The organism is Vibrio diabolicus (assembly GCF_011801455.1).
GTDB lineage: Bacteria > Pseudomonadota > Gammaproteobacteria > Enterobacterales > Vibrionaceae > Vibrio > Vibrio diabolicus.
On the sequence record NZ_CP042451.1, the window covers coordinates 553,641 to 568,063 of the forward strand.

Annotated in this window: 15 protein-coding genes and 1 other RNA gene; 8 read left to right on the top strand and 8 right to left on the bottom strand. The window is 44.4% G+C overall.

Features of this window, described 5'->3' with window-relative positions:
- Positions 1-67 precede the first annotated feature (67 nt).
- The 3 genes from FR741_RS02710 to mscS all read left to right on the top strand — a co-directional run bounded on the left by FR741_RS02710 (position 68) and on the right by mscS (position 3,760).
- Entirely contained in the window at positions 68-1,228 is a 1,161-nt protein-coding gene (locus FR741_RS02710) for a phosphoglycerate kinase (protein WP_167426235.1), read from the top strand.
- Positions 1,229-1,382: 154 nt separating this feature from the next.
- Complete coding sequence (gene fbaA / locus FR741_RS02715) at positions 1,383-2,459, top strand: class II fructose-bisphosphate aldolase (RefSeq protein WP_005393947.1); 1,077 nt, start codon at positions 1,383-1,385, stop codon at positions 2,457-2,459.
- Positions 2,460-2,893: 434 nt separating this feature from the next.
- Positions 2,894-3,760, top strand: coding sequence for a small-conductance mechanosensitive channel MscS (gene mscS, locus FR741_RS02720; protein WP_005393946.1), 867 nt, complete (start codon positions 2,894-2,896; stop codon positions 3,758-3,760).
- Between the two features lie 46 nt (positions 3,761-3,806).
- On the opposite strand, the gene FR741_RS02725 is transcribed toward mscS, so the two are convergent.
- The gene (locus FR741_RS02725) at positions 3,807-4,289 is read right to left on the bottom strand and encodes a YbaK/EbsC family protein (RefSeq protein WP_167426236.1); all 483 of its coding nucleotides are present in this window, start codon (positions 4,287-4,289) and stop codon (positions 3,807-3,809) included.
- Positions 4,290-4,308: 19 nt separating this feature from the next.
- Positions 4,309-4,938 (bottom strand): LysE/ArgO family amino acid transporter, encoded by a 630-nt coding sequence (locus FR741_RS02730; RefSeq protein WP_012841398.1) that lies wholly within the window; start codon positions 4,936-4,938, stop codon positions 4,309-4,311.
- A gap of 146 nt (positions 4,939-5,084) precedes the next feature.
- Between FR741_RS02730 and FR741_RS02735 the strand changes: the two genes are divergently transcribed.
- Together FR741_RS02735 and FR741_RS02740 are read left to right on the top strand one after the other, a co-directional pair.
- Positions 5,085-5,981, top strand: a complete 897-nt coding sequence (locus FR741_RS02735) for a LysR family transcriptional regulator ArgP (protein WP_046875104.1) — start codon at positions 5,085-5,087, stop codon at positions 5,979-5,981.
- Positions 5,982-6,208: 227 nt separating this feature from the next.
- Positions 6,209-6,901, top strand: coding sequence for an oxidative stress defense protein (locus FR741_RS02740; protein WP_005393939.1), 693 nt, complete (start codon positions 6,209-6,211; stop codon positions 6,899-6,901).
- Between the two features lie 60 nt (positions 6,902-6,961).
- Here FR741_RS02740 and serA read toward each other — a convergent pair whose 3' ends face one another.
- The 5 genes from serA to FR741_RS02765 form a co-directional block, all read right to left on the bottom strand.
- Positions 6,962-8,194 (bottom strand): phosphoglycerate dehydrogenase, encoded by a 1,233-nt coding sequence (serA, locus tag FR741_RS02745; protein ID WP_005393937.1) that lies wholly within the window; start codon positions 8,192-8,194, stop codon positions 6,962-6,964.
- Between the two features lie 272 nt (positions 8,195-8,466).
- The gene (gene rpiA, locus FR741_RS02750; protein ID WP_005380982.1) at positions 8,467-9,123 is read right to left on the bottom strand and encodes a ribose-5-phosphate isomerase RpiA; all 657 of its coding nucleotides are present in this window, start codon (positions 9,121-9,123) and stop codon (positions 8,467-8,469) included.
- 53 nt (positions 9,124-9,176) lie between these two features.
- The gene (locus FR741_RS02755) at positions 9,177-9,776 is read right to left on the bottom strand and encodes a 5-formyltetrahydrofolate cyclo-ligase (RefSeq protein WP_047008829.1); all 600 of its coding nucleotides are present in this window, start codon (positions 9,774-9,776) and stop codon (positions 9,177-9,179) included.
- A 5-nt stretch (positions 9,777-9,781) separates the two neighbouring features.
- A non-coding RNA gene (ssrS, locus tag FR741_RS02760) (6S RNA) lies at positions 9,782-9,966 on the bottom strand.
- Positions 9,967-9,974: 8 nt separating this feature from the next.
- Positions 9,975-10,283 (bottom strand): cell division protein ZapA, encoded by a 309-nt coding sequence (locus tag FR741_RS02765; protein WP_005393932.1) that lies wholly within the window; start codon positions 10,281-10,283, stop codon positions 9,975-9,977.
- Between the two features lie 249 nt (positions 10,284-10,532).
- Here FR741_RS02765 and FR741_RS02770 point away from each other — a divergent pair, with 249 nt between their 5' ends.
- From FR741_RS02770 to FR741_RS02780, 3 genes are read left to right on the top strand one after another with little or no spacing between them, the layout of a single operon-like run.
- Entirely contained in the window at positions 10,533-11,111 is a 579-nt protein-coding gene (locus tag FR741_RS02770) for a YecA/YgfB family protein (protein WP_033907447.1), read from the top strand.
- A 23-nt stretch (positions 11,112-11,134) separates the two neighbouring features.
- A complete protein-coding gene (gene ubiH / locus FR741_RS02775; protein ID WP_012841403.1) occupies positions 11,135-12,313 on the top strand; it encodes a 2-octaprenyl-6-methoxyphenyl hydroxylase in 1,179 nt (392 codons plus the stop codon).
- A 31-nt stretch (positions 12,314-12,344) separates the two neighbouring features.
- Positions 12,345-13,553 carry an FAD-dependent 2-octaprenylphenol hydroxylase gene (locus FR741_RS02780; protein ID WP_005393929.1) on the top strand — a complete coding sequence of 403 codons (1,209 nt, stop codon included), beginning with the start codon at positions 12,345-12,347 and terminating at the stop codon, positions 13,551-13,553.
- 65 nt (positions 13,554-13,618) lie between these two features.
- Here FR741_RS02780 and FR741_RS02785 read toward each other — a convergent pair whose 3' ends face one another.
- Positions 13,619-13,825 (bottom strand): DUF1107 domain-containing protein, encoded by a 207-nt coding sequence (locus FR741_RS02785; RefSeq protein ID WP_005380970.1) that lies wholly within the window; start codon positions 13,823-13,825, stop codon positions 13,619-13,621.
- Positions 13,826-14,423 lie beyond the last annotated feature (598 nt).

A 14,423-nucleotide genomic window follows, 5' to 3' on the forward strand; every position in this document is an offset into this window, starting at 1 on the left:
TTAACAGGCTTGGCAGGGTTGCCGAGTTTTCAAAAACTTTAATTATCAATATTTGAGAGGACACATCATGTCTGTAATCAAGATGACTGACCTGGATCTTGCAGGTAAACGTGTATTTATCCGTGCTGACCTAAACGTGCCAGTAAAAGACGGTAAAGTAACTTCAGATGCACGTATCATCGCATCTCTTCCAACTATTAAGCACTGCCTAGAAGCAGGCGCTAAAGTAATGGTTACGTCTCACCTAGGTCGCCCAACTGAAGGTGAATACGCTGAAGAGTTCTCTCTACAACCAGTTGTTAACTACCTAAACGACGCACTAGATTGTGAAGTGAAGCTAGCAAAAGACTACCTAGATGGCCTAGAGCTAAACGCTGGTGAACTTGTTGTTCTAGAAAACGTTCGCTTTAACAAAGGCGAAAAGAAAAACGACGAAGAGCTATCTAAGAAATACGCAGCACTATGTGACGTATTCGTAATGGACGCATTCGGTACGGCTCACCGCGCTCAAGCGTCAACTCATGGTGTTGGTATGCACGCACCTATCGCTTGTGCTGGCCCTCTTCTAGCAAACGAGCTTGAAGCGCTAGGTAAAGCAATGGACAACCCAGCTCGTCCAATGGTTGCAATCGTAGGCGGTTCAAAAGTTTCTACTAAGCTAACTGTACTTGAGTCTCTATCTAAAATCGCTGACCAACTAGTTGTTGGTGGTGGTATTGCTAACACATTTATCGCAGCTGCTGGCTACAACGTTGGTAAGTCTCTATACGAAGCGGATCTAGTAGACACTGCTAAGAAGCTAATGGATGAGTGTGCAATTCCAGTAGCAACTGACGTTGCATGTGCGAAAGCATTCGACGAAAACGCAGAAGCAGAAATTAAACACGTTTCTGAAGTACAAGACGACGACATGATCTTCGACCTTGGCCCAGATTCAACAGCTGAACTAGCAGAAATCCTTAAGAACGCGAAGACTATCCTATGGAACGGTCCAGTAGGCGTATTCGAATTCAAGAACTTCGAAGCAGGTACTAAAGGTATCTCAGAAGCTATCGCAGCATCTGAAGGCTTCTCTGTTGCAGGTGGTGGTGACACGCTAGCAGCTATCGACAAGTTCGGTATCAAAGCTGACGTTTCTTACATCTCTACAGGTGGCGGCGCTTTCCTTGAGTTCGTAGAAGGTAAAGTTCTTCCAGCAGTAGAAATGCTAGAAGCACGCGCTAAGTAATTAAAGCAAAGCGGGGGAGTGATTCTCCCGCTTTCTTGTTTGCTGCAACGTGTGAGGAACTCTGCTAGAATAGCCTCAGTTGTGAGCAAACGTTTGCAAGATTTTCAACTTAACAAGTTTTGTTTAAAAACGACAGATAAATAGGATTACATCCATGTCTAAGATCTTCGACTTCGTAAAACCAGGTGTTATCTCTGGCGATGACGTTCAGAAAGTATTTGAAGTTGCAAAAGAAAACAGCTTTGCACTTCCAGCAGTAAACTGTGTGGGTACTGACTCTGTAAACGCAGTACTTGAAGCAGCTGCAAAAGTTAAAGCTCCAGTTATCGTTCAATTCTCTAACGGTGGCGCTGCTTTCTTTGCTGGTAAAGGTCTAAAACTTGAAGGTCAAGAAGCTCAAATCCTAGGTGCTGTTGCTGGTGCGAAATACGTTCACGCTGTAGCTGAAGCTTACGGTGTTCCAGTAATCCTACACACTGACCACGCTGCTAAGAAACTACTTCCTTGGATCGACGGTCTACTAGACGCTGGTGAAGAGTACTTCGCTCAAACTGGTAAGCCACTATTCTCTTCTCACATGATCGACCTTTCTGAAGAGTCTCTAGAAGAGAACATCGAGATTTCTGCTAAGTACCTAGAGCGCATGGCTAAAATGAACATGACTCTAGAAATCGAACTAGGTTGTACTGGTGGTGAAGAAGACGGCGTTGACAACTCTGATATGGATGCGTCTGAGCTATACACTTCTCCAGAAGACGTTGCATACGCATACGAGAAACTAAGCGCAATCAGCCACCGTTTCACTATCGCTGCATCTTTCGGTAACGTACACGGCGTATACAAGCCAGGTAACGTTGTACTAACTCCAACTATCCTACGTGATTCTCAAGCGCACGTTTCTGAGAAATTCGGTCTTCCAGCGAACTCTCTAAACTTCGTATTCCACGGTGGTTCAGGTTCTTCTCTAGAAGAAATCCGTGAGTCTATCGGTTACGGTGTTATCAAAATGAACATCGATACTGATACACAGTGGGCAACTTGGGATGGTATCCGTAAGTTCGAAGCTGAAAACCACGATTACCTACAAGGTCAAATCGGTAACCCAACTGGTGAAGATGCACCAAACAAGAAGTACTACGATCCACGCGTATGGCTACGTGCTGGTCAAGCTTCAATGGTAGCTCGTCTAGAGCAAGCATTTGCTGACCTAAACGCAGTTGACGTACTATAATCGTTACTGATTAAGTTACTTAAAAACCCGCTTTTTGAGCGGGTTTTTTTATGTCTATCATTTTGCCCCTATGTTTCTTTCCCTGTTTTCCTATTGATATCTTTATGCGTCAGGTTGTATTTTCTGGTGGGATGTTCCCCCTTTAACGTTTTTAAATAAAAACATAGGAATATCAGTCATAGGAGTGGCGAAATAAGAGTGCATTGCGTAACCTGTAACAAGCCAATATCAGAAAACTCTGATAAAGTCTTGTTTTGCATATCTTTGCGAAACTCTGACTTTGAAAAAAGTCAAAGTTGGGATATTGTGCCAAAAATCTGACACTGTTCAGTGGGGCAATAGGGATGTTGTTTTAGAAAAGAGCCTTTAAAAAACAAGGTTCATAAATTAACGGCAATTGGATTTATATATCTTTATTTTTGAGGATAAGAATTATGGCAGGTGAATCGGTGGGTATCGATACCACTTTAACGGATGGTCTAACTCAGGCTGAAACTTGGCTGACAAACAACTCAGATCTACTGGTTCAGTACGGTGTGAACATTATCTCTGCGCTGCTTATTCTGTTTATCGGTAATATTATCGTTAAAGCAGTCGCTGGTAGTGTTTCTAAAGTACTAGAAAAGAAAAACATGGATAAGGCTGTCGTTGAATTTATTCACGGTCTTGTTCGTTACTTGCTATTTGTAATCGTACTTATCGCAGCTCTTGGTCGATTAGGCGTTCAAACCGCTTCAGTCGTGGCTGTAATCGGTGCGGCAGGTCTTGCTGTTGGTCTTGCGCTACAAGGTTCACTATCAAACTTTGCAGCTGGTGTACTCATTGTTGCGTTCCGTCCATTCAAATCTGGCGACTACGTAGAAATTGGCGGTGTAGCGGGTAGTGTTGAAGCAATTCAAATCTTCCAAACTGTCCTAAAAACACCAGACAACAAGATGGTTGTTGTGCCTAACTCGTCAGTAATCGGTGGTGCAATTACTAACTACTCTCGTCATGCAACGCGACGTGTCGACTTAGTGATTGGTGTGTCATACAAAGCGGATCTTAAACTAACGAAGAAAGTAATTCGCGAGACGCTAGAAAAAGATCCGCGTATCTTGAAAGATCCTGATATCACAATCGGCGTACTTACGCTGGCAGACTCTTCAGTAAACTTTGTGGTTCGCCCATGGGTGAAAACTGCAGATTACTGGGGCGTATACTTTGATGCAATGCAAGGTATTAAAGAAGCATTGGATGAAAATGGTATCGAAATTCCATTCCCGCAAATGGATGTTCATCTGAACAAAATCGACGCTTAATACAAGCGGTAGATATTCGAAAGCGAGGCCAATTGGCCTCGCTTTTTTATATCTCATAAAGAATGTGATTACCGGCAAGCAATAGACGTTTTAGATGTTTACCTGCAAAGCCAAAGGTGAATTCAGGCAATCCTGGCGTGTAGAGCAACTCTTCGTGTTGATAGAGGGTTGTATCAACAATGAGTGTGACATATTCAGGTAAGCCAATCGGACATACCGCTCCAGGCAAACAACCTAACACTTCGACCATTTCATCGTCGTCACAAATTGAGGGGCGTTTGCCTGTGACGGCTTTTATTTGTTTGGCATCGAGGCGAGAGTCTTTTTCTGTTAGATAAATTGCGTAGCCTTGTTCTTTAAGTTTTAAGAAGAGGCTTTTGGTGTGCGTGCCTGTCCATCCAAGCTCGGACGCAATTCTTATATCCGTGTCAAAGTCTAAGATGGCTTCATGCTGCCATTCCCTAAAAGGAATAGAGAGCGCGTTGAGTCGCTCTCTATTGATATCATAGATACGCTTTAGTGACTCCATGTCTTTGTTGTCCTGTTGATTACCAGTACTTTTCAATAAGTTCACTAGCTAAAATATACGCTATCGTGAACATCATTACTGCGACCGCGATGTCGATGCCTTTTTTCACTCTTGGCTTTGACAGGGTAGGGCCTAGTTTTGCGGCTCCTATCGACAAGGTATAGAACCAAACAAAGGAAGCCATCATCGTACCTAGTGCAAAAGCAATTCGGTCATGGCCTTCAAACTGCCCACCAATAGAGCCCAGAATAACGACTGTATCTAAGTACAAGTGTGGGTTAAGTACTGTGACGGCTAAAGCACCTAATATGACCGTTCGGCGACCACGAGCGACGACTTCACCTTTTGATTCTGACTCACTGTCTGACTTAAACGCACTCTTAAGTGACAGTAATCCATAAAAGCTCAGGAAGGCAATACCACCAAGCGTCACCGATGTTAGTAAGATTTCGTTTTGAGACAAAATCGCACCACCACCAAAGATACCTAGAGAAATGAAGATCATATCTAGGATGCTACAAATAGTGGCAGTCGTCAGGTGATGATTGCGCTTTATGCCTTGATTTAAGACATACGCATTTTGTGCGCCGATCGGAATGATCATTGATGCCCCTAAACCAAATCCTTGCAATAGAACCCACAAGCTCACACTTCACCTCACTTCAAAATAACCAATAAATGCTCAGAAGAGTGAAAGATAAAGAGTTTATCTAAATAAGTATAATTAATGATTTTAATATTATATTAGCCAAGCTAATTTAAGGGTTGATGTTTTATCAGGAGAGGAAGATCAGGATGAGAGGGTTGGACTATAAATGGATTGAGGCATTAGATGCCGTGGTTTATCAGGGGAGCTTTGAGCGTGCAGCCGAACATTTATTTGTCTCGCAATCAGCGATTTCTCAACGTATTAAACAATTAGAGAAGTTTCTCGCACAACCCGTTTTGGTTCGTAGTCAACCACCCAAGCCAACGCCGATTGGTAAAAAGTTATTAGGCCTTTATCGTCGAGTGCGCTTACTCGAGCATGAAATTCTGCCCGAACTCAAGAATGATACCAGTACTCGACCTGTACAACTCTCTTTGGCGACCAATGCTGATAGCCTTGCTACTTGGCTACTGCCTGCACTGCAAGATGTCATGAAGCAGCGTCAGGTTGAACTCAAACTCACTATCTATGGTGAATCTCGTTCCATCGAAAAGCTAAAAAGTGGCGAAGTGACGGGGGCGATCAGCTTAGAATCCCAGCCGATACCTGGCTGTAGAGCGGATTACTTGGGACGTGTTGATTACGTTTGTGTCGCGAGTCCGGAGTTTTATCAGCGTTACTTTGCTCAAGGCGTCAATAACCAGACTTTGGCCAAGGCGCCGGCCGTTTCGTATGATCAATATGATGACCTACATAAAACCTTTCTTACCGAGCATTTCAATGTCAGCCCTGATAGCGTCATTCACCATAACATCAGCAGCTCTGAAGCGTTTCTAAAAGTGGCGTTAGCTGGTGTAGCCTATTGCTTAATCCCTCGTTTGCAAATTACCGACGAGCTAGAGCGTGGCGCGTTGGTTGATGTTACTCCCGGTTTTTTAATGTCCCATCGGATTTATTGGCATCATTGGCAACTGGAAACGGGGGTTCTACAAGAAATCTCACACGCGATAGTCGGGTATGCTCAGCGGCACTTACCTCAATAAGTTCATTGTCGCATCGATGGGTTCATTGCCGACAGAGTGTTTCGTTGAAAAATTACGCCAATGTTACATAGTCAAAGTTGTGTTAGAAGTCATTCTGAGTGCTTGGATAATCGACAGAAGTTTCTATTATGAAACCATACACTTTCTCAGTAGTGATAGTTTTGTCTGAATCTTGAGCCTTTCTGCTGAGAGTAAGTACTTTATTTTTGTATGGATGGATTTATTGAATGAGACTGTATTCATTTTTGCTGGCTTCTGCACTCAGCCTTACCAGTGCTTCAGTGTTGGCGAACTCGCCTGAATTTGCTCACGTAACGACGACAGGTTATGGTGAAGTTATTGCTACACCAGATATGGCGACGTTTTCTGTAAAAGTGGTAGACACGACAATGACTGCTGAACAGGCCAAGCAGTCAGTAGACAAAACCGTTGAGCAATTTCTGAAAAATCTGTCCGATGCTGGCTTATCAAAAGACAATGTTACCAGCTCGAATTTATACCTTGCGCCTCAATACCACTACCCTAAATCTGGTAAAGCAGAGCTCGTTGGTTATCGCGCTTCTCGTAGCATTGATGTGACGGTTACGGATCTAAAAAACCTAAACCAGTACCTAGATATGGCGTTAGAAGCAGGGATTAATCAGGTTGATAATATTCAACTTAAGGTAAGCAACCAGGCTGAGTATCAGCAAAAGGCACGCATGGCGGCTATCCAAGATGCGCGAGAAAAAGCAGCGTCACTGGCTACTGGCTTTGAGAAAAAGTTGGGTGATGTCTGGCAGATCAATTACAGACAGATGCACGTTCAGCCAGTTCTAATGCGCTCGATGGCGATGGACAGTAAAGAAGGGGCAAACAGCTACCAGGATTCTACCATGATTATTCGCGATCAAGTTGACGTGATTTACAAGCTGAAGTAATACTGGGTGCAAAAAGAAAAGGCAGGGTACTCCCTGCCTTTGTTATTTCTGCTTCACAAATTAGTGAAGGATACGAGCACGGATAGTGCCTTCAATACTTTTCAGTTTCGCTAGCGCTTCTTCTGAGCGCTCGGTTTCAACATCGATCACTACGTAGCCGATTTCAGCGGCTGTTTGTAGGTACTGTGCGGCAATGTTAATGCCGTCTTCCGCGAAGATGGTGTTGATCTGAGTAAGAATACCAGGACGGTTTTTATGGATGTGAAGCAAGCGAGAGCACTCACCACCGTGCTCTGGCAGTGACACCTCTGGGAAGTTTACGCTTGAAAGCGTAGAGCCGTTGTCAGAGTACTTCGCCAGTTTTCCTGCGACTTCAACACCGATGTTCTCTTGTGCTTCTTGCGTTGAACCACCAACGTGTGGAGTGAGAATGACATTATCGAACTTCTGCAAAGGAGATTCGAACGGGTCGGCATTCGTTTTCGGTTCTGTCGGGAATACATCAATCGCAGCGCCCGCAATGTGACCCGCTTCTAAACTATGGCAAAGTGCTGGAATATCCACGACAGTGCCGCGTGCTGCATTAATAAAGATTGAGCCTGGCTTCATGCGAGCAAACTCAGCTTCACCCATCATATTTTTTGTTTCTGGCGTTTCAGGAACGTGCAGAGAAATTACGTCACACTTGTTTAGTAGTTCACTCATGGTATGTACTTGCGTCGCATTACCAAGGGACAATTTGTTCTCGATGTCGTAGTAGTAAACGCGCATACCTAAGTTTTCGGCAATAATACCTAGCTGCGTACCAATGTGGCCGTATCCGATAATGCCAAGACGTTTGCCACGTGCTTCGTAAGAGTTGTCAGCACTTTTCTTCCAAATACCGCGATGTGCAAGCGCATTCTTTTCAGGAATGCCACGCAAAAGTAGTAGGATTTGACCAAGCACTAGCTCAGCCACACTGCGTGTGTTAGAGAACGGTGCATTAAACACAGGAATGCCGCGTTTTGCTGCTGCGTCTAGGTTTACTTGGTTAGTACCGATACAAAAACAGCCAATTGCAACCAGTTTATTCGCCGCATTGATTACCTCTTCGGATAGGTTCGTACGGGAGCGAATACCGATGAAGTGCACGTCTTTAACCGCTTCAATCAATTCTTCTTCCGGAAGGGAACCTTTATGGTACTCAATGTTGGTATAACCAGCTGCTTGAAGAACTTCAACTGAAGAAGGGTGGAGTCCCTCTAACAAGAGGATCTTAATCTTTTCTTTTTCCAGTGAAACTTTGGCCATTTTTCTCGTCCTTAAAATGGAAAGGTGGGCTAATGTGGCGCACATTGGGCAAAACTATTAAAAAGGGGATAATTGATAGTTTTGTAGGAGGACAAACGTTTCCTTGTGCGTCTTCTGTTCAATAAAGTAACAAAAAAAAATTGCTTTGGGTAAGAAAATTACGGAATAAGAGATAATTTTCTTAGAGAAAGGAATAAAAAACGGTGCCTTGCAGCACCGTATGTAATGAAATAACAGAAAAGTGAACCAGATAGGTCGATTTGAGCTGTTATTTATTCTTCAATTTTTGCACCTTCTGGTGTACCTGTGATTACGACGTCAGCACCACGGTGAGCAAAAAGACCCACAGTCACCACACCCGCGATACCGTTGATCTTGTCTTCCATTTCTTTCGGGTTAGTAATCTGCATGTTGTGTACATCCAAAATTACGTTGCCGTTGTCAGTCACAACGCCTTCACGGTAAGCCGGGTCACCACCCAGTTTTACTAATTCGCGCGCAACGTAAGAGCGTGCCATTGGGATCACTTCTACAGGTAGTGGGAACTGACCTAGTACGTCAACTGCTTTGGTGCCGTCAACAATACATACAAACTTATCAGAGATTGCTGCGACAATTTTCTCACGAGTCAGAGCCGCGCCGCCGCCTTTGATCATTTCACGTGCTGGGTTAATTTCGTCTGCGCCATCAACATACACATCCAGCTTCATTACGTCGTTACACTCGTATACTTCAATACCAAGCTCTTTAAGGCGCTCAGTTGAAGCGACAGAGCTAGACACTGCACCTTTAATATCGTCTTTGATAGTGCCTAGTGCATCGATGAAGTGATTCACGGTAGAGCCAGTACCAACACCGACAATGCTGCCTTTCTCAACATATTTTAGTGCTGCCCAACCAGCCGCTTTTTTCATTTCATCTTGAGTCATGCCAATCTCCTGAATAGATGTTCGTTAACGTTTGCGGGCGTGATTATAGCGGCTTACTTGCCACTTTCCCATTGCCATATTCGGCTTGGGGTCACGATCTTAGGTAATGGAATGTCCCAGCTTTCAATTGGTAAGCGTTCTACATGTTGGCAGTCGTGAGCGATACCAACAGGCTTGGCACCTTCTCCGGTTATAAACCAATGAGACAGGGTACGGTCATAATACCCTCCGCCCATGCCTAAGCGGTGGCCGATGCTGTCGAATCCAACCAAAGGTGTACAAATGATATCAAGTTGACGAACGGGTTTGAGATGGCGGATGTCCAGTTTGGGCTCTAAGATGCCGTATTTGTTGTAGACCAATTGATCATCACTTACGTACAGAAGAAACAGTAACTGACCTTTGGCAAACGGATGGATGACAGGTAGATAAACCGATTTTCCCTGTTGCCACAACCACTCAATGAGCGGCTTGGTATCAAGTTCACCGTCAGCAGAAAGATAAATAGCAATATGCTGTGCTTGCTGGATTTCAGGAAGTTGAGAGAACTGAGTGACAAGGTCGATCCCCGCTTGGAATTGCGTGTCGCTACACAATGCGTTGCGCTTTTCACGAATCAGTTTGCGGAAGTCTTGTCGAGAGAGGTCTGACATAGAGAGAATACCCCAGGGTGCCGTTGAGGATTGTGGCCCTTGAACCAGCTGGTTCAAGGCGGATCAGCAATGACAACCGTAGGCTTCTCGGTGCATGCCGAGCTTGCTCAATAGTTACCAAATACTAACCCTTAGGTATTGCTTATCGGCTCAGGGACTTAAATCCTGCTGACGCACACCCCAGGGTAAATTTTGTATTTACTGCTGTCCTTGCGTAACTTTGCTTAGTGCGTTCTCAAGAGACGCAGTGAGCTTTTCCATTCGCTCAGTAATTTCTTGCTGTTGACCGTTTGATTCGTATGACTTGGTGTGCAACTCATAACAAATATTCAATGCAGCGAAGGTCAGCAGTTGGATTTCATTGGTTACCTTAGTACGTTCGCTCATTTCTTTCAATCGGCGATCCAGATCTTTTGCCGCTGCAACAAGAGACTCTTCTTGTCCTGTCGGACAATTCACTCGTGTAACTTTGCCTAATATTTCAACGTCGATCGCTTGATTGCTCATGATGAATAAACTCTATATTCGCGCTATCTAAGGTGTTGCTTCATACAACTACCGAGGAGCAAACTATAGGAAAACCGCTATTAAGATTCAAGCATTTCCCATCACAGAAAGAGAAATGATGACGAGATCACACAGGAATTGGGCAAATTGAGCAAATGCTGTTCAAAATTGAATTTGATAGCCGTTTCAGACCACTAACCTTGATGGTAGGATATACCAATACATTATTATGCAAGAATGAGCCAAGTTATGAGTGAAATCACCCTTCCTGAATACCAATCTATTGCTGCTGAACTGCAATCTGCAAGCCTAGCAGTAACACCTGCGGAATTACATGGCTTATTTGTCGGCATGTTAAGTGGTGGATTGGCGATTAATGATCAAACTTGGCAGCCTATTCTGTTTGACTACACCAATGATGGGATGGGGTGGCCTTCTACCGCGCTAGCGTTTGCTCAAAGCGTATTCACCGTTACTGTCAATGAACTCACGGGCACGTCGATGGAGCTGTCTTTATTATTACCAGATGAGCCGGGAGAAGAAGGCTTATTCGCGTTGGCTGACAGCGTGTCCGATTTCGTAAACCATTTTATTTCTGGGTTAGGTCTAGCAGGTGTTGCGCTAAATAAAGCGTCAGATGACGCTAAAGAAGCATTGGCTGACCTAGAAGAGATTGCCAAATTAGGCATTGATGAAGATGATGACCTCGGTGAACAAGCGCAATTGCTAGAACAAGTGATTGAACACATCAAAGCTTGCGTACTAACGATTCATGCTGAGTTTGGTGTTCGCCCTGAAAGTAGCGATAAAAAGCCTACTATTCATTAATCGTAGATGGTCCAGAGGTTAGCATGAAGCAATATGATGTAGTCATTGCTGGTGGTGCCATGGCAGGGGCAACGTTAGCATTGGCGATTGACCATTTGTCCCAGGGAAAGCTCCGCATTGCCGTCGTTGAGCCTTTTAAAGCGCAGTCAGATATGCACCCTGGTTTTGACTCTCGCTCAATCGCATTGTCTTACGGTACTGTCAATCTGTTGCGTCAACTACAGCTCTGGACTTCAGTAGAACCGTTTGTCACACCCATTGAACATATTCACGTTTCTGATCGCTCTCATGTTGGGATGACGGAAATTACCAAGCAAGAGATTGGCGTTGAAGCACTAGGGTATGTTGTCGAATTAGCCGATGTTGGTCGCGTATATCAAGAATTATTAGATAGCAGCGCATCCATTACGCTGTTTTGCCCTGACTCTGTTACCGATATCGAGCGCGAGCAAGACTGTACCCATATTACGTTGAAAAGCGGTGGGAAGCTTGAAGCAAAACTGCTGGTGGCAGCCGATGGTGCTGTTTCGACTTGTTGTCAGAAAATTGGTTTAGAGCTTTCTGAGCAAGATTTTGAACAAGTGGCTGTCATTGCCAATATTGTTACTCAAGAACCTCATCAAGGTCGAGCCTTTGAACGTTTTACTGAAAATGGCCCTGTTGCTTTATTGCCAATGAGTGACAATAGAATGTCTTTAGTTTGGTGTCTGCACCCTGAGGAAGCCCAAGCAGTTCTTGAGTTATCTGACCAAGCATTTCTCCAACGTTTACAACAAGATTTTGGCTGGCGTTTGGGCGCGATGAAAAAAGTGGGACGACGTGCGAGTTACCCATTGCTTCTTCGCCATCGAAAGCAAAATATCTCTCATCGTTTTGCGATTGTTGGGAATGCGGCGCAAACGCTGCATCCGATAGCTGGACAAGGTTTTAATCTTGGTATTCGCGACGTTGTCTCGCTAGCAGAAGAAATCGTGCAGCAAAGCGATGATGTTGGTCTTTATCAAGGCTTGATGCGCTTTAGTCAGCGTAGAGAGGCAGATCGAAGCGAAACGATCTGGCTAACCAGTGCCTTAGTGCATATTTTTTCAAATGATTTACCCGCGATGCGAATTGGGCGAAATACGGCCTTAGCAGCGATGGATAACCTTTCTATTTTTAAGCAGCCGCTACTGCGCCATACGCTTGGTTTGGTAAAACGATGAACGGCCGCACTGAATTAGGTAATAAAAAGCAATGATGCAAAGTGTAGATATCGCCATCATCGGCGGAGGGATGGTTGGGTTGGCACTTGCTGCCGCGTTCAAGGACAGCGATCTGCGTGTCGCCGTAATAGAAGGCAAGGTGCCAGATGAGTCGTTGAAAGAGTTACCTGATGTGCGTGTGTCTGCGTTGAGCCGTTCTAGTGAGACGATCTTGCGTAAGCTTGGCGCTTGGCAGGGGATAGAGCAACGCCGAGCTTCACCATACTACGGTATGGAAGTGTGGGAGCAAGATAGCTTTGCTAGTATTGAGTTCAATGCACAAAGCATGGCACAACCTGATTTAGGGCATATTGTTGAGAATCGAGTGATTCAACTCGCACTGCTCGAACAAGTCCAAAAGCTCGATAACGTCACTATGTTTATGCCTGCACGTTGCGCGACCTTAGCGGTGGGCGAACAAGAAAGTTGGTTGACGCTCGACAATGGTCAAGCCATGACGGCTAAGTTAGTGGTCGGAGCCGATGGGGCAAACTCGTGGCTTCGTCATCAAATGGATATTCCGTTAACGCATTGGGATTATGGGCATCATGCTCTGGTCGCGAATGTTAAAACCGCTGCTCCGCATAATAGCATTGCACGACAGATTTTTACTCCTCAAGGGCCATTGGCGTTTTTGCCAATGTCGCAACCAGATATGTGCTCTATTGTTTGGTCCACTGAGCCAAATCGTGCAGAGCAGCTATTGGCAATGAGTGAGCATGATTTCAACAAAGCATTGACGAGCGAATTTGATACACGACTTGGTCTATGTGAAGTCGTGGGAGAGCGTGCCGCGTTTCCTCTGAAAATGCGTTATGCGCGAGATTTTGTTGTGGAGCGAGTCGCATTGGTTGGTGATGCGGCCCATACCATTCATCCTCTAGCGGGCCAGGGGGTAAATTTAGGTCTATTAGATGCAGCCAGCCTCGCTCAAGAGGTGTTAGCGCTATGGAAGCAAGGCCAAGATATTGGCAGCAAACGCAACCTAAGAGGTTATGAGCGTTGGCGCAAAGCGGAAGCAGCAAAGATGATCGCTGCAATGCAAGGGTTCCGAGACCTGTTCTCTGGAGAGAATCCTGCTAAGAAGCTGGTTCGTGGCATTGGTTTGAGTTTAGCGGGTCAATTGCCGGGAGCGAAAGATGAGATCATGAAGCGTGCGCTTGGTCTAAAAGGTCATCTGCCTGATCTGGCACGTCAGTAGGTGTAAAGCGAACTTCAAATACACAAAAGGCTGGTTAATCCAGCCTTTGTTTTATCAACGTTTTGCTAAGCATATGCGCATCGGAGTTTCATTATTTCTTGGTTGATCTCTTTGACCGCTCGGAAATGGCGTTGCTCTGCTTTCTCCGGCAGTATTAACTTGCCGTTATCAAACTCGAATCTACCGACCCCGTAAATATAAATTCTTCCTTTAAAAAGACGACTTATATGTTTAGCAATCATACTTGGTGTATAGCGCTTAAACAGTCTCATATTTACTTTCCTTTTATCTAACCTAGCCTAGGTATTCTACGTTTTGGACGCGAAAATTATTGTGACAGCCATAGTATTAAATACAGATGTAGGGTGTTGCGTCAGAGATTTGTGTTGTCTTAGACAATTTGACAGTGTCATCTCTTAAATAGCGTGAGGATTACCCCAAAAAATCACCGTTCAAGGAACCCTTACAACAATACACTCCTTTTTACGTGACGCATTAAGCAATAGTTTTGTTACAGAATTAAGAATAGAACGAAAATGATTGTTTGCTAATTGTTTCTATTGAGGTGGTATCCAACAGAACAAACTTTACGTCCTAACGGTTAGAGAAAGAGGAAGAGAAAAAAGTTCCGCACAAAAAAAAGCCCGCTTCAGCGGGCGAATAGTCACAGATGCATTACACAAAAGTGGGACAGCTGACGGCATGAATACTGTCATTCAGTCAGCTGATTCACTTTATGTTGGTTAAGTGCTTGTTTGAAACTTAACCAACAAATTCAGCATATACGAGTTTTATCTTTGTGACTATTTATGTTTTATATGTGATTAAAAATTCTCTCGTCTATTTTTATAGATATGAGCGAGATCACGT

What these genes read in the sequence shown, in the direction of transcription:
- FR741_RS02735 (WP_046875104.1), top strand. Translation starts at nt 5,085, where the DNA reads ATGAGAGGGTTGGACTATAAATGGATTGAGGCATTAGATGCCGTGGTT.
- ubiH (WP_012841403.1), top strand. Translation starts at nt 11,135, where the DNA reads ATGAAGCAATATGATGTAGTCATTGCTGGTGGTGCCATGGCAGGGGCA.
- rpiA (WP_005380982.1), bottom strand. Translation starts at nt 9,123, where the DNA reads ATGACTCAAGATGAAATGAAAAAAGCGGCTGGTTGGGCAGCACTAAAA.
- FR741_RS02770 (WP_033907447.1), top strand. Translation starts at nt 10,533, where the DNA reads ATGAGTGAAATCACCCTTCCTGAATACCAATCTATTGCTGCTGAACTG.
- FR741_RS02785 (WP_005380970.1), bottom strand. Translation starts at nt 13,825, where the DNA reads ATGAGACTGTTTAAGCGCTATACACCAAGTATGATTGCTAAACATATA.
- FR741_RS02755 (WP_047008829.1), bottom strand. Translation starts at nt 9,776, where the DNA reads ATGTCAGACCTCTCTCGACAAGACTTCCGCAAACTGATTCGTGAAAAG.
- FR741_RS02780 (WP_005393929.1), top strand. Translation starts at nt 12,345, where the DNA reads ATGATGCAAAGTGTAGATATCGCCATCATCGGCGGAGGGATGGTTGGG.
- fbaA (WP_005393947.1), top strand. Translation starts at nt 1,383, where the DNA reads ATGTCTAAGATCTTCGACTTCGTAAAACCAGGTGTTATCTCTGGCGAT.
- FR741_RS02765 (WP_005393932.1), bottom strand. Translation starts at nt 10,283, where the DNA reads ATGAGCAATCAAGCGATCGACGTTGAAATATTAGGCAAAGTTACACGA.
- mscS (WP_005393946.1), top strand. Translation starts at nt 2,894, where the DNA reads ATGGCAGGTGAATCGGTGGGTATCGATACCACTTTAACGGATGGTCTA.
- serA (WP_005393937.1), bottom strand. Translation starts at nt 8,194, where the DNA reads ATGGCCAAAGTTTCACTGGAAAAAGAAAAGATTAAGATCCTCTTGTTA.
- FR741_RS02725 (WP_167426236.1), bottom strand. Translation starts at nt 4,289, where the DNA reads ATGGAGTCACTAAAGCGTATCTATGATATCAATAGAGAGCGACTCAAC.
- FR741_RS02740 (WP_005393939.1), top strand. Translation starts at nt 6,209, where the DNA reads ATGAGACTGTATTCATTTTTGCTGGCTTCTGCACTCAGCCTTACCAGT.
- FR741_RS02710 (WP_167426235.1), top strand. Translation starts at nt 68, where the DNA reads ATGTCTGTAATCAAGATGACTGACCTGGATCTTGCAGGTAAACGTGTA.